Below are 21,772 nucleotides of genomic sequence, written 5' to 3' on the forward strand. Positions count from 1 at the left end.
AAGTCAGTTGCTTTTCTTACAAAAAAAATAGACCGAACGGTCGGTTTATGGAAGGGGAATGAAAGTGAAAGCTTTATTTAAAAACCGAGCATTTATGCTCGTTATGGCATCTGATATTTTACAACAATTTGCAATTTGGATCAGAAATATGGCTCTTTTATATTTCATAATGGAGCGAACGAATAATGATCCAGTTTCAGTGTCTCTATTATCTGTCATGGAGTATGCACCTATCTTTATTTTCTCGTTCATTGGTGGTGCATTAGCAGATCGCTGGAATCCGAAAAGAACAATGGTCGCTGGAGATGTGTTGAGTGTACTGTCTATTATAGGAATTGTCCTGTTGTTAAAGCTGGATTATTGGCAGGCTATATTTTTTGCAACACTCATTTCCGCGATTGTAGGTCAGTTTTCTCAGCCCTCATCTTCGCGTATATTTAAGCGCTATGTAAAAGAAGAACAGGTAGCAAATGCGATTGCATTTAACCAAACATTACAGTCATTATTTCTAATTTTTGGGCCAGTGGTAGGATCGCTTGTGTATACACAACTTGGTTTATTTACGTCACTATATAGCTTAATCATTTTATTTTGGTTATCTGCTATCGCCCTTTCATTTTTACCAAAATGGGTTGAAAAAGAGCAAGTGGCAAGAGATTCATTAAAAAATGATATAAAAGAAGGGTGGAAATACGTTCTTCACACGAAAAATTTACGTATGATTACGATCACTTTTACAATTATGGGTTTAGCTGTTGGATTAACGAATCCATTAGAAGTATTCCTTGTAATTGAACGTTTAGGCATGGAAAAAGAAGCTGTTCAATATTTAGCAGCAGCTGATGGAATAGGTATGTTAATCGGTGGTATTGTTGCTGCAATTTTCGCTTCAAAAGTGAATCCGAAAAAGATGTTTGTATTCGGTATGGGCATATTAGCGATATCATTTTTAGTAGAAGGGCTATCTACATCATTTTGGATTACTAGTTTCATGAGATTTGGAACAGGTATTTGTTTAGCTTGTGTTAATATTGTTGTCGGTACGCTTATGATTCAACTTGTACCAGAAAATATGGTTGGAAGAGTAAATGGGACGATTTTACCACTGTTTATGGGGGCAATGCTAATTGGAACTTCACTAGCTGGAGGATTAAAGGAACTAACTTCACTAGTTACTGTATTTTGTATAGCGATGGCACTTATTTTATTAGCGATAGGGCCAGTTCTACGTATGCAAATAAAAAAAGAAGATGTTGCTAATAAAGAGGCACTAACAAATTCGTTAGCTTCGAAATAACTATTGTAAGGGAGCAAAATTGCTCCCTTTTTCTTTGAGGAACTTTTGACAACTATATGAGCCAATTATATACTGATGTTGTAAAAACAATTTTACAGGTTAGGAGCAATGGTGTGAAAAATCAAATCTATGAATTACGCACTGAAAATAATATTTCACAAGGCGCATTAGCTGATAAATGCAAGGTTTCTAGACAAACGATAAATGCAATTGAGAATAATAAATATGATCCAAGCTTAGCGTTAGCATTCCGTTTAGCTGAAGTATTAGGAACAACTGTTGATAAATTATTTTTGTACAAGCAGTAGAGTCGTTCATTATAAGGCGCACCGTTAAAAATAAAAAAGATCCTCTTCTTATGAGAAGAGGATCTTTTCTTATAGCGTTTTAGTCTTTGGACTAGGTGGTGTAACGGATGTATTATTTTCTGGAACTCTAGTGAGTAAGAATCCACCGATAATAAACAATACAATAATACTAAGAACACCAGCGTTTGTTTTTCCTGTTAATTGCGTTGTAACACCGACTAATACCGGGCCCATAATTGCGGCAAACTTCCCAAATATATTATAAAATCCGAAGAATTCATTAGCAGATTCTTTTGGTACTAGTTTTGCAAAGTATGAACGACTTAGTGCTTGAATACCACCTTGAGATGTAGCAACTAACATTGCTAAAATCCAAAAATCAAGTGTCGTTTTTAAGAAATAAGCATATGTGCAAATAATGATATAAATAATGATACCGACATATAACATTTTTTTACCAGTAAATGTTTCAGATAGTTTTCCGTATAGTAACGCAAATGGACAAGCGACAATTTGTGTTACAAATAATATGATTAATAGATTCGTTGCACTGATACCGAGGTCGGTCCCGTAAGCTGTAGACATAGTAATAATTGTATCGACTCCGTCAATATAGAAAAAGTAAGCAATTAGAAACATAAATACAGTTTTATATTCTTTAATATTTTTAAAAGTATCAGTAAGACGTTTGAAGCTCATTTTAATAGGTCTTGGATGACGCTCAATATAGTGTGTTTGCTCTACGTTTTTAAGCATTGGAATTGTAAATAACCCCCACCAAAGAGCAGTTATCGCGAATGAAATTTGACTAGCAATGCCAACTGATAAAGGGATAGTTCCTTTTTGAGCAAGAATAATAAGAGCGATACAACCGATAAAAGGAATAGTACTCCCAATATAGCCTAAAGCGAAACCTCTTGTAGAAATTCGATCCATTCTATCTTCAGAAGTGACATCTACTAAAAATGCATCATAGAAAATGTTGGCTCCAGCAAAACCAACTAAGGCGAGCATATAGCATCCTAATAATAAGTACCACTGAGATGTTGGAACGACTGCTAACATACTTGTAAATACGATACCAAGTCCAAAGAAGAATGTGAAAAATCGTTTTTTAAATCCTTTATAATCAGCAACTGTGCCGAGAATAGGAGCAAGTATAGAAATTAAAAATGTAGCGAACGAGTTTGCATATCCCCAATATGCTGTTGAAGTTGCACCAGATAGCCCGGCTTCTTTTGCAGCTGCTTTAAAGTAAATTGGAAATAATGCAGTTGTAATGACGAGCGAATATACCGAGTTCGCCCAATCGTATAATATCCAGCTTTTTTCTTGTCTGGACATTTTTTTCATATAGTGTTCCCCCTTAAATTTGTTCTACTAACAGTGTACAAAAATAAAAATTATAAAAAGAGAAACAGTGATGATTTTTACAGAACTTTTACATATATACACAGTTCTTTACAATTGGAGTAAATCCTCTACAATTGATCCGTCTGTTTCGCCTAAGTGTAAACCGAGTAGTCTAGCGATAGTTGGACCTTCATCAATAAGTCTCATATACGGGACGGTAACGCCGGTTTTTATTCCTTTTCCAGCAGCGATAAAAATTGTTTCATAGTTAGGTTTTGTTGGAGAGTATCCATGCGTACCAAATGTATATTTTTTACTAGGCGTAACATCTTTTTCAGTAATTTCTTTTATAAAATCTCCTGTATAATTTTCAGTGAAATAATACCCCTCTTGCGCTTCTAACATAAATAAACAATTACCATCTGCACCGCAGTCTTTCGCAGCTTCATCATGAAGTATAAATTCAATTCCATTCTGTTTATTTTGCAGCAGTTCTTCAAGGAGTAGTTGTACTTCTCGAATTGTATCCGTATCATTTTTGTCTTTCACATATACATAGGCAGACCCGTCGCAACTTTGACAATAGGCCTTCCAATCTATTAATAGCCCTTTTTTATTTATAGATACGAGGCCTTTTTGTTGGAATAGCACATTTAATTGAATTGCTTTGTTTTCACTTAAAGCGCTATGGTCACCAAGAGCGATAATTGTACTCTCTTCGTATAGGTCACTGTCTTTTAAAGTTTGAATAATTTTCCCGAGCCGCTCATCATGTCTATGAATTGCAGCTATTGTTTCGTTAGATTCAAAGCCATGATAATGTCTTTGCGTGTCTAAATCAGTGAAATGTACGAACATAACATTAGGCTTTTTCGTCTGAATGGTGTGTACAGCAGAGGCGAGGACGAAATCATCCAGCTCTGGTTGTGATAAACCATTTCTTATATGGCCGAAACGACGATTTAAATCTAATTGGTATAGTGGGCTACCGCTAAATAAGGAAACTAATACTTGATTTTGCCACGGTCTATTGGGGAAAATTTCTGGTAAATTGTAATCAATGTTTGCTCTCCCAGTAACAGGCCATAGAAGGGCAGCTGTCGTTAAATTTGCTTTACGCGCTTCATCATACAATGTTGTTCCTTTTATCGATTTTCGGTACCAATGCCAATCAGGTGATTCACGTCCTGGTTGAAGTAACGTATTACTAACAACACCATGCTTGGTAGGGTAATTACCGGTTACGATTGTTGAGTGGCTTGGATATGTTACAGAAGGATAAATTGGTTCTACTTTTTCGACAACCGTGCCCTTTTTTATTAGAGATTGGAAATGAGGTAGTTTTTGTAGTATAGGAAAATCTAAAGCTGATAAACAGTCGAATGATAAAATAATGACACGATTCGTTAATGCTTTATCCATAAAGTAATCCTCCTAATTATATAAAACCTATTCTTATATATTACTATTAATACCTAGTAATAAAAATATGTTTCTGAATAAAATTTATTGTTTATTTTCAGAAAAATTAAACATATAATAAGTATAAGGGAATCTATGGACGGAGGGAATAGTATGGACTGGTTAGATGGATTCGGTATATTTTACATCATTGGTGGCATCACAATTCTCCTTGTATTTGCTATTTCATATTTACTAAAGAAACGTTTTCCAGACAAACAGTTTGATATTATATTTGCACTGATTGTAATACTTCTTTGCTTAGCATCATTTCCTGTTACCATGATGGTTATTGGTGGGTGGGAAGGAATGGGATATGGATTTATTGGTTTCTTCGTTCTACTAGGTACACTTATTGGTATGATTGCACATCAACTTGTAAAAATCTCTCGAAAAAGCTACGTATAAAACTGTAAAAAATGAAAAGAATATATAATAATAAGAAAATTAGCTATTGTTTTAAAAAAGAATTTGTATTATGATAATCAACAAATTTATTTCGTTATAACGATGAAAAAGGACTAGTACATATTCAACCTTTTTAGCAGAGAGAGAATCCGCCAGGCTGAAAGATTCTTAAAAAGGCAATATGGAACCTGCCTTTGAGTTCTGCATATGCAGCGGGAATTTCCCGTTATCAAAAAGAGAGCATGCGCAATTTTTGTGCATGAATCAGGGTGGTAACGCCGGCAAAGCTCGGTCCCTATTTAGGGACGCGGGCTTTTTTGTATTTTCTAGAAGGAGGAAGACTGACTATGGCAAAAGAACAAGTGCAAGCCATTACGAAGATGGAAGAGGACTTTGCGCAGTGGTATACCGATATTGTAAAAAAAGCCGAACTTGTTGATTATTCAAGTGTAAAAGGGTGCATGATTTTACGTCCGTATGGTTATGCCTTATGGGAGAATATGCAGAAGGTGATGGATGAGAAGTTAAAAGAAACTGGCCATGAAAATGTATATATGCCAATGTTTATCCCAGAGAGTTTATTGCAAAAAGAGAAGGATCATGTTGAAGGATTTGCTCCTGAAGTAGCATGGGTTACACATGGCGGGGATGAAAAGTTAGCGGAAAGACTTTGTGTACGTCCTACATCTGAAACTTTATTCTGTGAGCACTTTTCAAAAATTGTGCAATCCTATAATGATTTGCCAAAGTTATATAATCAGTGGTGTTCAGTAGTTCGTTGGGAGAAGACAACTAGACCATTCCTTCGTACGACTGAATTTTTATGGCAAGAGGGTCATACAATCCATGAAACGGCAGAAGAATCGCAGGCTGAAACATTAAATATTTTAAACTTATATGCTTCTTTCTGTGAGGATTATTTAGCGATACCGGTTATTAAAGGACAAAAAACAGAAAAAGAGAAGTTTGCTGGAGCAAAGGCAACTTATACAATTGAAAGTTTAATGCATGATGGAAAAGCGCTTCAAACAGGAACCTCTCATAACTTTGGGACGAATTTCTCAGAAGCATTTGATATTAAGTTTTTAGATCGTAACGGTAAATGGCAATATGTGCACCAAACATCTTGGGGTGTATCAACAAGAATGATAGGCGGGCTAATAATGGTTCATAGCGATAATAATGGACTTGTAATGCCACCAAAAGTCGCTCCAGTGCAAGTTGTTATTGTACCAATTGCTCAGCATAAAGAAGGAGTTTTAGCAAAAGCAACAGAGTTACAAGGACATATTCAAAAGGTTGCACGAGTAAAAATAGATGCTAGTAATAAAACGCCTGGTTGGAAATTTAATGAGTATGAAATGAAGGGTATTCCAATTCGATTAGAAGTTGGTCCTAAAGATATTGAAAAGAACCAAGTTGTACTTGTAAGAAGAGATACGAAGGAAAAAGAATTTGTACCAATGGATCAATTAGAAGAACGTATTCCAGCATTACTTGAAGAAATTCATAGTTCTTTATTTAATAAAGCAAAAGCATTTCGCGATGAGAATACGTATGCTGTGACAAATTTCGAAGAGATGAAAAAAGTAGCTGACGAAAAGCAAGGCTTTATTAAAGCAATGTGGTGCGGGGAAGTGGCTTGTGAAGAGAAACTAAAAGAAGAAGTGGGAGTATCTTCACGTTGTATGCCTTTTGAGCAAGAGCATTTAGCTGAAGAATGTATTTGTTGTGGTAAAGAAGCTAAACAAATGGTGTATTGGGGAAAAGCGTATTAATACTCTTTTGATAGGTGATAAAAAGGACTTTGGGCTGCATAATAAAATGCAATCCAAAGCCCTTTTTGGTTTTATACAGTATTTCATGTACTTTTTAGATGGAAGGATGTTGTTCTTATTTTACGTTTTTACGACGAATAAACAGTAACATACCAATTAGGAATGTTGAAAGACCCATTAAAATAGATATAGGGTAATGCGTTGCAGTATTAGGTAATTTATCACCTTGTTTTTTTGTATTATCTTTTACATTACCACCTTGAGAACCGTTGCCCTTCTGAGAACTGCTATCACCTTTAACACGATTGCCACCTTGAGAGCCACTGCCACCAGAACCGTTACCGCCAGAACCATTGTCACCAGAGCCATTGCCACCAGAGCCATTGCCACCAGAACCGTTACCACTGGAACCATTGCCACCAGAGCCATTGCCACCAGAGCCATTGCCACCAGAACCGTTACCACCGGAACCATTGCCACCAGAACCGTTACCGCCGGAACCATTACCACCGGAACCATTGCCGCCAGAGCCGCTACCACCAGAACCATTACCGCCGGAACCGTTGTCACCAGAGCCACTGCCGCCAGAACCATTGTCACCAGAGCCATTGTCACCAGAGCCATTGCCACCAGAACCATTGCCGCCAGAGCCACTGCCACCAGAACCGTTACCACCGGAACCATTGCCGCCAGAGCCACTGCCACCAGAACCGTTACCGCCGGAACCGTTGTCACCAGAGCCACTGCCACCAGAACCGTTACCGCCGGAACCATTGCCACCAGAGCCACTGCCACCAGAACCGTTACCGCCGGAACCATTACCGCCGGAACCATTGCCGCCAGAACCACTATCGTCCTGAGAACCGTTATTTCCTGGAGGTTTATTATTATCCTTTAAATTTCCTTCGGCAAAATGATCGCTATTTTGTACAATAGCGTTTGTTAATGGTTGGAAGTTCTCAGTTGCAGCATTACCGATATTTAAACCGCTAAAAAAAGATAAAGAGAGTGTTGATGCTAAAATGAAGATTTTCGTCATGGTTTTCCTCCTAAGAAATTAATATTCCATCTAAAATACATCCCTTTGTAATATTTCTTAGGAAAAAGAGTTTTATGCAAAAAAAACTATATATAGAAAAAGGTGGTGTATTTGTCAAAGCAGAAAAGAGTTAATGTAGATTTCCTACAAATAGTAGAGGCGGGGAATTTACATTCATAACGGTAGAGGAAGTGGCAGTAGATGAAAGAGTACATAGCGTTTGATATTGGCGGTACGCAAATTAAGTATGGCATTGTTTCAGAAATAGGGAGAGTATTAAAGCGTAAAACAGTTGCAACAGAAATTCATTTAGGCGGAGAACAAATTATTCAAAAACTTATATATGTATCCAAAAAAATAATGAATGAACATACTATTGCAGGAATTGGTATTAGCACTACGGGAATTGTTGATATTAATAAAGGAATTATGACGGGAGGTGCGGATCATATTCCGGGATATAGTACTATTCCTATTATTGATAGATTGCAAGAGATATTAAAAGTTCCAGTATCGATTGACAATGATGTGAATTGTGCAGCGTTTGGAGAAAAGTGGAATGGTAGTGGAAGAGAGAAAGAGAACTTTATTATGCTCACCCTTGGAACAGGAATTGGGGGAGCAATTTTTATAGATGGAGAATTGTACCGAGGACATTCATTTAGTGCTGGTGAATGGGGGAATATGTTAATAGAAGGAAAAACGTTTGAAGAGGTTGCTTCGATTTCAGGATTAATTCGGCTTGTAAGAAAATATAAAGGCAAAGGCGAGTGGAATGGGAAAAGAATTTTCGAGTTGTATGATAAAGGAGATCGGGAAGTTGCTCAAGCAGTTGGGATCTTCTTTAAACATTTGGCGATTGGAATTAGTAATCTTGCTTATATTTTTAATCCAGAAACGATTATTATTGGTGGAGGAATTACCGATAGAGGAAATGAGTTTTTAAAAGAAGTAAAAGAGGAGGTCAGTAAATACTTAAATCAAGAGATTTATAATAATTGTGAGATTGAACTTGCACAAAACGGTAATTGTGCAGGAATGATTGGTGCTATTTACCACTTCTTACATCATCATAAGTAAATTATATGAATGTTTTCATATAACTGAGAATTTATCCTTTTTATCGCTAGGTAAATAATGCTACAATATAAGAGAAGAATACAATATTTTCCGATTTGGAAAATGCTTTGTAGAAAGGGAGAAACTTCATGCCTATTATTTTAGAAAAAGGTCAAAAGATCGATTTAACGAAAGGACAACCAAAAGTAGCAAAACTACAGGTTGGCTTAGGCTGGGATCCAATTGGGCAATCAGGTGGATTTCTGTCTTCATTATTTGGAAGTAAACCAAATGTAGATTGTGATGCATCTGTTGTTATGTTAGAAGGAGATCGTTTTTTAAACAAAAATGATTTAGTTTACTTCGGAAATAAACTTTCTACTTGTGGTAGTATTATTCATTCAGGAGATAATTTAACAGGCGAAGGCGCTGGTGATGACGAAACAATTTTCGTAGAATTACATAAAGTTCCGAGCCGTATTAATCGTTTAGTATTCGTTGTAAATATTTATGACTGTGTAAATCGTCGTCAAGATTTCGGGATGATTCGTAATGCATATATTCGTATTCAAAACCCGCAAACTGGTGAAGAATTAGCACGCTATAATTTATCGGATAATTATGCTGGCAAAACGACTCTAATTGCAGGTGAAATGTATCGTCACGGAAGTGAATGGAAGTTTTCAGCAGTTGGAGAAGGAACACAAGATAAAAACTTAAGTGAGATTGTATCACGTTATCAATAAAATAACCGAGGAGGAATTGTATATGGCATCAATTTCATTGAAAAAAGGACAAAAGGTAGACTTAACAAAAACGAATCCAGGTCTTTCAAAAGTTCTTGTAGGACTTGGTTGGGATACGAATCGTTATGATGGACAAAACGATTTCGATTTAGATGTTAGTATTTTCTTAGTAGGTGCTAACGGTAAAGTTTCAGGTGCAGAGGATTTCGTCTTCTATAATAACCCAAAAGGTGCGAATGGTGCTGTAGAGCATTTAGGAGATAACCGAACTGGCGAAGGTGAAGGCGATGACGAATCGATTAAAGTAGATTTGAAAAATGTACCTGCACATATCGAACGTATTTGCTTCACAATCACGATTTACGATGGAGAAGGACGCAGCCAAAACTTTGGACAAGTTTCTAACTCTTTCGTACGTATTTTAGATGAAGAAAAGAATGCAGAATTAATTCGTTACGATTTAGGAGAAGATTTCTCTATTGAAACAGCCGTAGTAGTAGGTGAATTATATCGTCATGCAGGTGACTGGAAATTCAATGCAATCGGAAGTGGATTCCAAGGTGGATTAGCGTCTCTATGTAATAATTTTGGTTTAGATGTAGAGTAATAGATTTGATTTATATATCCATCGGTGAAATGCGTGTATACCGATGGATATATTTTTAAAGATAAAAATATAGAGGTGAATATAGATGGTTATTCAATTACAAAAAGGACAGAAAATCGATTTAGGTAAGACAAGCCCTGGTTTAACAAAAGCAGTAATTGGTCTTGGATGGGATATTAAATCTTATGACGGTGGATCAGATTTCGATTTAGATGCATCTGCCTTTTTATTAGATGCAAACGGAAAATGTACGAAGGAAACTGATTTTATTTTCTATAATAATTTACAGTCTCCTTGTGGATCTGTTTTACATACAGGAGATAACCGTACAGGCGAAGGCGAAGGCGACGATGAGCAACTTGTTGTAGATTTGAAGAAGGTTCCAGCAGATGTTCATAAAATTGCTATTACAGTTACGATTTATGATGCAGAAGGCCGTAGTCAAAACTTTGGGCAAGTTGGAAATGCGTTTGTTCGTTTAGCGAATGAAGAGACGAATGAAGAAGTTCTTCGTTTTGATTTAGGGGAAGATTTCTCCATCGAAACAGCAGTTGTCTTTTGTGAATTATACCGTCATAATGGACAGTGGAAGTTTAATGCAGTAGGAAGTGGATTCCAAGGTGGTTTAGGTGCGCTTGTAAGAGCGTATGGCTTGGATGCATAGAAAGGAAACGATATTCGTTTCCTTTTTTTGACCTTTCTATAAATCTAGCAAAGAATAGGGGATAAAGGTAAGATGAGTATTTTGCAAGGAATCCTTGATACGTATGCTCAGTTTTTCGACTTGGACATGTGGATTAAAGTGTTGCAAGATCCAGTATCTTGGGGATTAATAGGTACACTTGTTGTACTTGAAGGGTTGTTATCTGCTGATAACGCACTTGTGTTAGCGGTAATGGTAAAACACCTTCCGGAAGAAAAACGTAAAAAAGCATTATTCTATGGACTTATTGGAGCTTATGTGTTCCGCTTTATTGCGATTGGAATCGGGATGTTCTTAATTAAATTATGGTGGGTAAAACTTCTTGGTGCACTTTACCTTGCTTGGTTATCAGTAAAATACTTTATTGATAAGCGTAAAGGTGCAAGTGAAGAAGACGAAGCTCACGGTATGAATCAAAATAGTATTCTCTTTAGAATGTTTGGTGTCTTCTGGGGAACAGTTGCGATGGTTGAATTAATGGATATCGCATTCTCTGTAGATAGCGTACTTGCTGCATTTGGTGTATCTAATGAAGTTTGGATTTTACTATTAGGCGGAATGCTAGGTATTTTAATGATGCGTGGTATTGCTGGTGTATTCTTAAAATTGTTAGAGCGTATTCCAGAGCTTGAAACGACAGCATACATTTTAATCTTAATTATTGCAGCAAAAATGTTACTGTCTTTAATCGAGATTGAGATTAGTCATACACTATTCTTTATTATTTTAGTTGTAGCATTTGGAGCAACATTTATACTTCACTACATGAAGAATTCTGGACAAGCTAGAGAAGAAGTTGCAGCTACTAAAGAAGACAATAAATAATTGAAATGGGTTTGCTCGTTTTGCGAGCGCCCATTTTTTATAACCAAAAATAGTTTATAATAGAAGAAGGACTTAGAAAAAACGTAAATGTTTTTGGAGGTGAACTGTTGTGTTTTCACGTTTTACACTTCAACCATATGCATTAAAAGATGAATCAGATTTAAAGCAATTTGAAACGCTTTTAGAAAAACGCCCACAATATGAGCTGACAGAGAATGAGATGAAATTTAGTTATATAGCATGTCGAATCCTTGGTGTTCCTAATGATGTAGATGAATATTTTAATGAACTGTTTGATTATAGTGAAGCGAAAGGAATCGAAGTTTTACACGAACAAAATTTAAACAAAGTGATTGATTCGGAAAAGCTTCGTCATATTCAAGAAGTGTTCGGATTACATCAAGAAGCACCAAATGGTCTGACAGTAAATAGGCTAGTTGCACACTTATCTGGGAAACAACTTTTACCGAAAGTAGACAATCCTGATTTACAGCATTACATACATACGACGTTTATTGCAGTATTGAAATTATATGAGAAACAACATAATCAGTCGTTAAAGACAGAAGGCTTCCGTCGTTTCTTAATCGACATAATTAAACTAAGCGAAAATTACGTAGCGAAGTGGTTCTCTACGATTAATTATAAGAAACAGATGCCACGTATCGTTTGGTATGGTGATGCACAGGAAAGCCGTATATATTTCTTATATTTTCTTATTATGCTCGGTTGTGATGTGCTTTATTATCACCCCGAAGGAAAAGATGGATTTGAAAATATTGATGAAGAGGGAAGAACTTTTATTGTGTCCCATCCGGGTCGCATTTCTCTTGAACCATTCCCTGATCGCCGCCGCGAGCGTGTTGCAACAGTAGCGTATCAAGCTTCGAAAGAAATTGAACAAGTACTTCACCACGATAATTCACTATTATATAAACCGTGGCAATTCCGTTCGTATACACCTGTAGCACGTACGTTAAAAACGACATATGATGAACTCTTTTTAATTACGAAAGAAAAGGCATTTGTACGTCCAACATTCTTTGTTGAAAATAAACATATTTATATTCCTTCTTTATTTGCGAAAATATCAGGCGTTTCAAAGAATGATAAAGAATATTTTCAACGATTAAAGGCTGTTACATCATTTGATAACAGTTTATTAATTAATACATTCCCGTTTACGAAAGAGCAAAAAGCAAACTTCCAATATCATTATCGAGATGCATTGGACCGAGCTGGAAAATTACATCCTGATCTAATTATGAATAGCCATTGGTGGCCGCATAAGCGTTTACCGGAAGGTTTACAACATGGGATTGCAGAGGCGATTATCCATACGTGCGAAAGTGAAATGTGCAAACCAATTGCGAAAGAGACGAAACAAGATGTAGCGCTATATGTTTTCGCACAACTTTCTCAAATACCACCCAATATTTTAGAACAGCTTGAGAAATTTGATTATTCACAAGATGTACCGAAAATTGTTATATTTAATAATGAGAAGAGCGGAGAATTAACTCGTTCTGACGCTGTTTTATTACTATTTTTAAATCAAATTGGAGTAGATGTATTCCATTTCAATCCCACGGGCAGAAACGATATTGAACCATATGTTGAAGCGGGAGCATTTGATTCCCATTGGCTTGAAGAAGTTAATTTCGATCTTGAGTTTCATGGTTCATCAGCCTATAAAAATTTATCACAAACAATAAAAGGACTATTTCGTCCATTTTTATAAGGAAAGGGAGAATACCATATGAATAACCCAGTCGTACTAGATTCGAAAACTGAATTGAATGAGCAAACCGCACAAGATGTTCGCTTGCAACTTAGACAAGATGCAGATGTGCAACGTATTTATAACGCAGTAGATATTAAAGATCAATTGGAATTAATTGAACTTGGAAAAGAACCTTCTATGGAAATTTCACGTTTTGCTGATCAAATTTTACATACAATGTCATTATCAAAGATAGAAGATTCTGGTGAATTGTTAAAGCAACTTGGTAAAATTATGGACAGATTTGATAGTAAAGACTTTGCAGAAGAAAAAAGTGGTTTCTTCTCGCGCATGTTCAAAAAAGCGGATAAAATGATAGAACAAATCTTTAGTAAATATCAAACGATGGGCCGCGAAATTGATAAGGTTTATGTGGAAATTACGAAGTACCAAGATGAGATGAAAAAATCAATTGGAACGTTAGATGGCTTGTATGAGCAAAACTTAAAATATTATTTAGACTTAGAGAAGTACGTAGTAGCAGGAGAAATGTTATTAGAGCGTTTAAATACAGAATTAGTTCCGATGTATGAAGAGCGCGTGCGTAATAATGATCAATTAGCAGGTATTGAATTAGAGTCGCTTAAAAACTCGGTTGAAATTTTAGAGCAACGTATTGATGATTTAGAAAAAGCGCGTATGGTTGCGCTACTTACAGCGCCGCAAATTCGCATGATTCAACGTGGTAATAATAAATTAATTGGTAAAATCAATACAGCATTTATTACAACGATTCCTATCTTTAAAAATGGTATCATTCAAGCAGTAAATGCGAAACGTCAAAAGCTTGTTGCAGATTCTATGGCTGAACTTGATCGCCGTACAAATGAATTACTTAAGAAAAATGCACAAAATATCGCAACGCAAAGTGTAGAAGTAGCGAGATTATCAGGTTCTTCTAGTATTAAGATGGAAACGCTTGAGGAAACTTGGAACATTATTTCAAGAGGTATGCAAGAAACACAACAAATTGAAGAACAAAATAAACGTGAGCGTGAAGAAAGCCGCAAGCGTATGGCTACATTAACGGAGAATATCAAAAAAGAATTACAAGGATAAATGAAAAGGCAATGAGGAATATTCCTCATTGCCTTTTAGTTTCTCTTCACTAATTTAATAATCTCATTCACAATAAGTGGAATGATACTCAATAAGAGAACAAATCCCCAATCTCGCATCGTTAATGCATGTACACCGAATATATTTGCAAGGGGCGGGATGGAGATGATACAAACTTGCATAAGAACACCGATAAGAAGGGAGAAAACTAAATATTTATTTGTAAAGATCCCAATTGAAAAAATTGATTTCGTTCTTGAACGCAAGTTAAATGAATGAACGAGCTGAGAAAAACTAAGAACGACAAATGCCATCGTTTGAGCGTGTAATAGAGCATCGTCATCAATTCGCTCTGGGAAAAGAGGGAATAAATTTGTATCTCCAGTATAGAATTTTGCTCCGGCGATAAAAGCTATTAGCGTTAAAAGTCCAATGATAACTCCATTGAAAATTAGGAAAGGAACGCTGCCACTAAATAAGCTTTCTTTTGCATGTCGTGGTTTTTCCTTCATCACATCTGGATCTTCAGGATCAACCCCAAGTGATAATGCAGGCAGTGTATCTGTAATTAAATTCACCCATAAAATATGAATAGGTCGTAGTGGTGTTGCCCAGCCGAGTAAAATTGCTAAAAATAAAGCGATAATTTCTCCGAAGTTACAAGAGAGTAGGAAGAGAATTGATTTTTTTATGTTGCGATAAATATTTCTACCTTCTTCAACAGCTTTCACGATAGATGAAAAATTATCATCTGTTAACACAACATCCGCTGCCCCTTTTGCAACGTCTGTTCCTGTAATGCCCATCGCTACGCCGACATCGGCTTGCTTTAAAGATGGTGCATCATTGACGCCATCACCAGTCATAGAAACGATATTTCCTTTCGCGCGTAATGCCTTTACAATTTTCACTTTATGCTCTGGAGAGACTCTAGCGAATACATTTAAATGATTAATTTTGCTAGCTAGTTCTGTATCAGAAATGTTATCTAATTCAGTTCCAATCATAATTTCCGATATTTCTTCAGCAATGCCAAGTTCTTTGGCAATTGCAAAGGCGGTATCTTTATGGTCACCAGTAATCATAACTGTGCGAATACCGGCTTTTTTACATTCTGTAATTGAATCTTTCACTTCAGTTCGTGGTGGATCAATCATACCGACAAGACCAATAAAGATAAGATTTTCTTCAAGATGGTTTATATCCACATTGTTTGAATTGTATTGTTTAAATGCGAATGAAAGTACTCTTAAAGCTTCTTGAGACATTGCTCCGGCAGCTTCTAATATTTGATTTTTATCAGAATCAGTTAAAATCTCGATTTTGCCGTTTTTAAAAATATGGGTACATCGAGGTAAGAGCTTATCAATAGCGCCTTTCGTCATGCTATAGTAGCCTTCATCGTATGTATGTACGGTTGACATCATTTTACGATCTGAATCGAAAGGTACTTCGTTAACACGTTCATGTATTTTTTCTAAATGATCTTTTTGCATGTTAAAAGTGGTTCCAGCAACGAGAAGTGCAATTTCAGTCGGGTCTCCCGTTTGTGATTCGTTAGTGTAAGAAGCATCATTACATAGCACCATATTTTCTAACAATAGACGTTGCGCATCATTATTTACATTTAAACTTTCTAAGCGATCGTATGTGTTATCACTATAAAAGTGAGTAACGGTCATTTTATTTTGCGTTAACGTACCTGTTTTATCTGAACAAATAATTGTGACAGAACCGAGGGCTTCAACAGCTGGTAGTTTCCGAATGATAACGTTTTGTTTAATCATACGTTGCACACCAATTGCAAGAACGATGGAAACGATAGCTGGCAAGCCTTCTGGAATAGCTGCAACGGCTAAACTAATAGCAGTCATAAACATTTCTAACGTATCCCGGCCTTGTAAAAAACCGATGAGGAACATAACTATACAAATAGCTACAGCGACAAAGCCTAAATATTTTCCGACTTGTGCTAAGCTTTTTTGAAGTGGTGTCATATCATCGTCTGCTTCATGTAAAAGGGTAGCAATCTTACCAATTTGTGAGTTCATTCCAGTTTCAACAGCAACACCGACGCCTCTTCCGTATGTTACAAGAGTGGACATAAATGCCATGTTTTTTTGATCGCCGAGTGGTACTTGCTCATCACTTTGCATGGAAGGGTGGTAGATTGCATCTTTATCAACAGGGACAGATTCGCCAGTTAGAGCAGATTCTTCAACTTTTAAATTTGCGGTTTCAATAAGGCGTAAATCGCATGGGATATATCGTCCGGCGTCGAGCATAACAATATCCCCTGGAACGACGTGCTCAGATGGAATTTCTTTTAGTTCACCATTTCTCTTGACGATAGCTTTAGGTGTTGCCATCTTTTTCAATGCCTCTAAAGCTTGTTCTGCTTTCGATTCTTGGACAACACCGATAACAGCATTTAAAACTACAACAAGCGCGATAATACTGGCATCCGCCCATTCACCTACAAAGGCAGAAATAAGGGCAGCAATAATAAGGACATATACGAGGACGTCATTAATTTGGGCGAAAATACGCTGCCATAAAGTGCGTTTTTGTTTTGTAGCTAATTCATTAGAACCGTATTGCTTTAAACGTTCACTTACAATCTCATCTGTTAAACCGTTTTGTTCGTTTGTTTCTAGGTCAATCAATGTTTGATCTTTCGTCTTACTGTACCAATTGCTCATAAGTAAGCACCTCCAGTAAAAACAGTTAGCAATGGTAGTGTTGCTATTATTTGTGAGTAGTATGTATGGAGAAAAAATCTAAGGTGAGGTTCTACTTCTATTGTACAATATTTTACAGTTGGTTGAGGGAAAGAGAAGAGTTGTCATGAATTTGTTGGAAATAAAAAAGAGCCTCATATAAGAGAGGCTTTTTTACTTTTTAATTAATGTACCTAATTCTTCTGTAATAGCTTGCATTTCACTAATGCTGAATGTTTCACGTTTCATAACATGATCATAAATGTCACGTAAATCTTCGTACATTTCTTCGTTAAAACTAGCAGCTCTCATCGCTCCAGCATTAACCATACGTAATTTTTCTTTAATAGCTTCGACCATGTATTCAACGTTTTCTTCTGACTTTACGGATAAATCCACCGAAGTGTCCCCCTTTAAAATAACATAAGGCTATCTTAACATTTTTTATCATTTTCGTTAATGGATCTTTTCAATCCTATTAAATTAGTAGGGATTTCCTTTATATTTCATAATTGGTTGTTTATACTATAAGTATATATGAAGAAATGCACCAAGAAGGGAAGAAACAAAAACATGGTTCAAGTATTGTTTGTTTGTCTTGGGAACATTTGCCGTTCTCCGATGGCAGAAGCGATTTTTCGAAATCTTGTCGTAAAAGAGGGACTTGAAGAGAAAATTGTCATTGATTCTGCAGGAACTGGAGATTGGCATGTTGGCCATCCGCCACATAAAGGAACACAAAAAATTTTAAAAGAAAATGCAGTCACTTTTGAAGGAATTAAAGCAAGGCAAGTAGAAAAAGAAGACTTAACAAAGTTTGATTATATTATTGCCATGGACAACAAGAATATAGCAGATTTAAAAAGTTTAGGTAAAACTGGAGGCTATATTGGTAGGCTGTCCGACTTTGTTCCAGACGGTGGCTGGACAGACGTTCCTGACCCTTACTATACAGGGAATTTCCAAGAAGTATATGACCTTGTAACAGAAGGGTGTGCAAAGCTATTAGCTTTCATTCGAAATGAACAAGGAATATGAGGAAGCTTAGAAAGAAATACTTTCTAACATAAGAAATGAAAGGGTGAAGGAATATGGCAAAGAAAAATAATATTGCTCGAAACATTGCGATTGGTGTAGCGGCAGGTGTAGCTGTATCCATGTTAAAGAAAGAAAACCGTGAAAAAGTAAAAAATACAGCAGAAAAAGCAAAAACAAAGATGATTGAAATTGGTGAAAATGCAAAGATCAAAGAAAAAGTGCAAACTGTTACAGATAAAGGACGCGAACTTGCTGATTTCAATGTGGTAAAAGCGAAAGTAGCAGAAATTAAAAAATTAACGCCATCTGTTGTAGAGACGTTAAAAGAAACGAAAGAAATTTTTAGTAAGAAAAAAGTTGAGCCAGAAGAAAAGCCAGAAACGATTGAAATTCAAGCTGTATCTCCAAAGGTAGATGAGCTGAAAGCAGAAGAAGAGCCAGTAGTTGCTGAAGATGGTGGTATGAAAGAAGCGCGTGAATTATTTATAAAAGACTCAAATGCAGTGGAAAAAAAAACTGAAGCGTACATTGAGTTAAAGCAAGATAAAGAAGAGAAGAAAAGCGTTTAAACATATATGAGAAAAATTTTAGAAAAGGTGAGAAGAAATCGTACTTATTCGTTTGGTAAAGATTTATATGACCGGACGATGCGCGATGATGTAGCGGGCTTGGCAGCACAGCTCGCTTATTTCTTCTTGCTTGCAATTTTTCCTGGGCTCGTTTTCTTAATTACGCTTCTTGGATTTATTCCCATTCAAACAGAGGATGTGCTTAGTTTATTAGAGGTTTATGTACCAGATGATGCAATGAACTTAATTGAGGTAAATGTAGATAAAGTTGTAAACCAGCAAAATGGTGGTTTATTATCATTTGGTTTATTATCCATGTTATGGTTTGCCTCAAATGGTGTTAATGCGGTTATGAATGCTTTTAACCGCGCTTATGACGTAAAGGAAACACGTTCTTTTATTACAACAAGAGCGTTATCAATTGTGTTTACATTAGCTATTATTTTTATGATTGTCTTTGCGTTAATTGTTCCGGTATTCGGACAAGTTATTGGAGCAGCAGTGTTTAAAGCACTCGGTTTATCAGATAGTTTTTCTTTCGTATGGAGCATTACACGATTAGTAGCGAGTTTCTTCGTACTATTTGCTTTGTTTAGTTTCTTATATACATTTGCACCAGATCGAAAGTTAAAAAGAAGAGAAGTTATTTCAGGGGCGTTATTTGCTACTGTAGGATGGATTGTGGTGTCTTACTCATTTGCTTATTATGTAGATAAGTTTGCGAATTACGCCAATACATATGGTGGTCTCGGTGGTATCATTATTTTAATGTTATGGTTTTATTTAACTGGATGGGTAATTTTACTTGGCGGTGAAATTAATGGTTTACTCCACCATTATAGAACCGGTGACAATAATTCCCGTAATGAATAATGAGTTCTTGTTCCATAATAAAAAGGAACAGGGGGGATATTTCATGAGTAATAATAAAAAGAACCATAATAATAAAAGTAATAATAAACAAAAGAGCAGTTCGCATCCAAAGCATAAAACGAGTAGCAGTGCGAACGGTCATAATAGCTATCACTAAAAAAAACGGGTCCTCTATGAGGGACCCGTTTTATTTGCTTCCTTTTAGTAATCGTAAGCCATTCAAAATGACAAGAATCGTACTTCCTTCATGGCCAATAACACCGAATGGAAGAGCTAAAAATTGCAAGAAGTTTGAACAAATTAGCATGGCAATAACGGCTAGCGAAAAGATTACGTTTTGCTTCACAATACGGTTCATTCGTTTTGATAAACGAATTGCTTGGGAAAGGTGAGATAGTTCGTTCTTCATCAGTACAACATCTGCAGTTTCTAAAGCTACATCTGTTCCTTCTCCCATTGCGACACCAATGCTAGCAGTAGCTAGGGCAGGTGCATCATTTATACCGTCTCCAACCATTGCTACTGTACCGTATTTTTCTTTTAACTTTTTAATCGTTTCAACTTTTGTTTCTGGTAAGCATGATGCGTAATATTCCTTTATATTACTTTCAGAGGCAATTGCTTTTGCCGTTTCTTCATTATCTCCAGTAATCATAATTGCTTCGACACCAATGCTTTGTAAATCACGAATAGCAGCTATTGTTTCTTGGCGAAGCGTATCTTTTAAAGCGATAAGTCCAAGAATGCCTTCCTCATCACTAATATAAACGACAGTTTTACCTTCTTTTTCAAGTGAGGCAGAAATACCATTATGAAATGTCTTTGTTTCTTCACCGATAAAATCAGCTTTACCTATTTTATAAGCGTTGTTTTCCAATATTCCTTTTAGACCAAAACCAGTTACATCTTCAACCTTTTCTGGTTTTTTTAAAGTAATGTCGTACGCATGTTGTGCATATTTAACAATGGATTCAGCTAAAGGATGTGTAGAGTGACTTTCAATTGATGCTGTAATATAAAGCACTTCTTTTTCTGTTATATTTTCTCGAACATATACATCTGTTACGGTAGGTTTACCTTCTGTTAATGTTCCTGTTTTATCAAACGCGATTGCTTTCACAGAAGCAAGGCGTTCTAAATGTATACCGCCTTTAAAGAGAATACCGTTTCTCGCTCCGTTAGAAATGGCTGATAACGTAGCTGGTGTAATGGCAGCTACGAGCGCACAAGGAGATGCGACTACAAGTAAGATCATAGCGCGATAAAACGTTTCATTCCAGCTCCAGTCAAGTAAGAAATGAGGAACGAACATCATAAGCGCAACAACGAGTAGTACACCTTTTACGTATGTTCCTTCAAACTTTTCAATGAATAGTTGTGATGGTGATTTTTCACTTTGTGCACTTTGGACGAGACGGATAATCTTTTGGAATAATGTTTGATCGCTCGGCTTCGTAATTTTAACTTCGATAGCACCACGTAAATTTACAGTACCGGCAAATACTTCATCGCCATGTCTTTTCTCATTTGGAATAGGTTCTCCTGTGATTGCTGCCTCATCGATATTTGTTTCACCGTTATGAATCGTACCGTCAGCAGGAACACGTTCACCGGGTTTAATTAAAATAATGTCGTTAATTTGTAACTCTCCAACAGGAACACGTTCCTCAGTTCCGGTGGAAATACGTAATGCTTCTTCAGGCTGTAAGTCAAGAAGAGCGGAAATTTCTTTTTGGCTCTTACTTAACGTATAAGATTCCATAGCACCGCTGAGTGCAAAGATGAAGATTAAAATAGCCCCTTCTGCCCAGTAGCCAATAATTGCAGCACCAATAGCTGCAAAAAGCATTAGCATTTCAACATTTAGCTCTTTTTCTTCAATCGTATCTTCAATTCCTTCTTTTGCTTTTGCATATCCACCAACTATATAAGCAAGGATATAGCAAGTAATACCTACATTCATTGCATCGTTCTTTGTAAATAACCAACCAACTAAAATAAAAATACCAGATGCTACTGCAAATACAAGTTCATAATGTTTTTTTAATGTGTCCCATAAAGAGGGATGAGAAATTGTTTCTTTTGCGTGTAACGTTTTTACTTCTGAGTTCATTACTACTCGCTCCTTCCGAATTCTTATTGAGAA

At 36.3% G+C, this 21,772-nt stretch carries 20 protein-coding genes and 1 other annotated feature; of the genes, 14 read left to right on the top strand and 6 right to left on the bottom strand.

Annotation, left to right across the window (positions count from 1 at the left end):
- The first annotated feature begins 64 nt into the window (after positions 1-64).
- Together QCI81_RS16565 and QCI81_RS16570 are read left to right on the top strand one after the other, a co-directional pair.
- Positions 65-1,297, top strand: a complete 1,233-nt coding sequence (locus tag QCI81_RS16565; protein WP_023520985.1) for an MFS transporter — start codon at positions 65-67, stop codon at positions 1,295-1,297.
- Positions 1,298-1,353: 56 nt separating this feature from the next.
- Positions 1,354-1,605 (top strand): helix-turn-helix transcriptional regulator, encoded by a 252-nt coding sequence (locus QCI81_RS16570; RefSeq protein ID WP_002023181.1) that lies wholly within the window; start codon positions 1,354-1,356, stop codon positions 1,603-1,605.
- Positions 1,606-1,674: 69 nt separating this feature from the next.
- On the opposite strand, the gene QCI81_RS16575 is transcribed toward QCI81_RS16570, so the two are convergent.
- Together QCI81_RS16575 and QCI81_RS16580 are read right to left on the bottom strand one after the other, a co-directional pair.
- Positions 1,675-2,958 carry an MFS transporter gene (locus tag QCI81_RS16575; RefSeq protein ID WP_071731310.1) on the bottom strand — a complete coding sequence of 428 codons (1,284 nt, stop codon included), beginning with the start codon at positions 2,956-2,958 and terminating at the stop codon, positions 1,675-1,677.
- Positions 2,959-3,066: 108 nt separating this feature from the next.
- Positions 3,067-4,380, bottom strand: a complete 1,314-nt coding sequence (locus tag QCI81_RS16580) for an alkaline phosphatase family protein (protein ID WP_071731309.1) — start codon at positions 4,378-4,380, stop codon at positions 3,067-3,069.
- A 153-nt stretch (positions 4,381-4,533) separates the two neighbouring features.
- Here QCI81_RS16580 and QCI81_RS16585 point away from each other — a divergent pair, with 153 nt between their 5' ends.
- Positions 4,534-4,827 (top strand): YesK-like family protein, encoded by a 294-nt coding sequence (locus tag QCI81_RS16585; protein WP_000383860.1) that lies wholly within the window; start codon positions 4,534-4,536, stop codon positions 4,825-4,827.
- 93 nt (positions 4,828-4,920) lie between these two features.
- Positions 4,921-5,127, top strand: a binding site (T-box leader).
- Between the two features lie 47 nt (positions 5,128-5,174).
- Entirely contained in the window at positions 5,175-6,605 is a 1,431-nt protein-coding gene (proS, locus tag QCI81_RS16590) for a proline--tRNA ligase (RefSeq protein WP_071731308.1), read from the top strand.
- A 115-nt stretch (positions 6,606-6,720) separates the two neighbouring features.
- Here the strand turns inward: proS and QCI81_RS16595 are convergent, their stop codons facing one another.
- Positions 6,721-7,644 carry an LPXTG cell wall anchor domain-containing protein gene (locus QCI81_RS16595; RefSeq protein ID WP_353810855.1) on the bottom strand — a complete coding sequence of 308 codons (924 nt, stop codon included), beginning with the start codon at positions 7,642-7,644 and terminating at the stop codon, positions 6,721-6,723.
- A 201-nt stretch (positions 7,645-7,845) separates the two neighbouring features.
- Here QCI81_RS16595 and QCI81_RS16600 point away from each other — a divergent pair, with 201 nt between their 5' ends.
- The 7 genes from QCI81_RS16600 (at position 7,846) to QCI81_RS16630 (ending at position 14,426) form a co-directional block, all read left to right on the top strand.
- Positions 7,846-8,724: an ROK family protein gene (locus QCI81_RS16600; protein WP_053565339.1), complete on the top strand. Its 879-nt coding sequence runs from the start codon at positions 7,846-7,848 to the stop codon at positions 8,722-8,724.
- A 128-nt stretch (positions 8,725-8,852) separates the two neighbouring features.
- Positions 8,853-9,449, top strand: a complete 597-nt coding sequence (locus tag QCI81_RS16605) for a TerD family protein (protein WP_001121586.1) — start codon at positions 8,853-8,855, stop codon at positions 9,447-9,449.
- 22 nt (positions 9,450-9,471) lie between these two features.
- Positions 9,472-10,056, top strand: coding sequence for a TerD family protein (locus QCI81_RS16610; protein ID WP_000146729.1), 585 nt, complete (start codon positions 9,472-9,474; stop codon positions 10,054-10,056).
- Between the two features lie 85 nt (positions 10,057-10,141).
- The gene (locus QCI81_RS16615; RefSeq protein WP_000236649.1) at positions 10,142-10,720 is read left to right on the top strand and encodes a TerD family protein; all 579 of its coding nucleotides are present in this window, start codon (positions 10,142-10,144) and stop codon (positions 10,718-10,720) included.
- A gap of 72 nt (positions 10,721-10,792) precedes the next feature.
- Positions 10,793-11,584, top strand: a complete 792-nt coding sequence (locus QCI81_RS16620; protein ID WP_000025704.1) for a TerC family protein — start codon at positions 10,793-10,795, stop codon at positions 11,582-11,584.
- Between the two features lie 109 nt (positions 11,585-11,693).
- Positions 11,694-13,325, top strand: coding sequence for a YceG family protein (locus QCI81_RS16625; protein WP_069354909.1), 1,632 nt, complete (start codon positions 11,694-11,696; stop codon positions 13,323-13,325).
- Positions 13,326-13,343: 18 nt separating this feature from the next.
- A complete protein-coding gene (locus QCI81_RS16630) occupies positions 13,344-14,426 on the top strand; it encodes a toxic anion resistance protein (RefSeq protein ID WP_001064413.1) in 1,083 nt (360 codons plus the stop codon).
- Positions 14,427-14,461: 35 nt separating this feature from the next.
- Here QCI81_RS16630 and QCI81_RS16635 read toward each other — a convergent pair whose 3' ends face one another.
- Complete coding sequence (locus tag QCI81_RS16635; RefSeq protein ID WP_064532173.1) at positions 14,462-17,128, bottom strand: cation-translocating P-type ATPase; 2,667 nt, start codon at positions 17,126-17,128, stop codon at positions 14,462-14,464.
- Positions 17,129-17,320: 192 nt separating this feature from the next.
- Positions 17,321-17,545, bottom strand: coding sequence for a DUF1128 domain-containing protein (locus QCI81_RS16640; protein ID WP_000366196.1), 225 nt, complete (start codon positions 17,543-17,545; stop codon positions 17,321-17,323).
- A gap of 174 nt (positions 17,546-17,719) precedes the next feature.
- Here QCI81_RS16640 and QCI81_RS16645 point away from each other — a divergent pair, with 174 nt between their 5' ends.
- Genes QCI81_RS16645 through QCI81_RS16655 form a run of 3 tightly spaced genes read left to right on the top strand, consistent with a single transcriptional unit; the run spans position 17,720 to position 19,626 of the window.
- Entirely contained in the window at positions 17,720-18,184 is a 465-nt protein-coding gene (locus QCI81_RS16645; RefSeq protein ID WP_000250916.1) for a low molecular weight protein-tyrosine-phosphatase, read from the top strand.
- Positions 18,185-18,237: 53 nt separating this feature from the next.
- Positions 18,238-18,753, top strand: coding sequence for a DUF4075 domain-containing protein (locus QCI81_RS16650; protein WP_001085387.1), 516 nt, complete (start codon positions 18,238-18,240; stop codon positions 18,751-18,753).
- 6 nt (positions 18,754-18,759) lie between these two features.
- Positions 18,760-19,626 (top strand): YihY/virulence factor BrkB family protein, encoded by an 867-nt coding sequence (locus QCI81_RS16655; RefSeq protein ID WP_001226536.1) that lies wholly within the window; start codon positions 18,760-18,762, stop codon positions 19,624-19,626.
- A 187-nt stretch (positions 19,627-19,813) separates the two neighbouring features.
- On the opposite strand, the gene QCI81_RS16660 is transcribed toward QCI81_RS16655, so the two are convergent.
- The gene (locus tag QCI81_RS16660; protein ID WP_071730609.1) at positions 19,814-21,739 is read right to left on the bottom strand and encodes a heavy metal translocating P-type ATPase; all 1,926 of its coding nucleotides are present in this window, start codon (positions 21,737-21,739) and stop codon (positions 19,814-19,816) included.
- Between the last annotated feature and the right edge of the window lie 33 nt (positions 21,740-21,772).

The organism is Bacillus cereus group sp. MG20 (genome assembly GCF_040459885.1).
In the GTDB taxonomy this organism is placed as follows: Bacteria; Bacillota; Bacilli; order Bacillales; family Bacillaceae_G; genus Bacillus_A; species Bacillus_A cereus.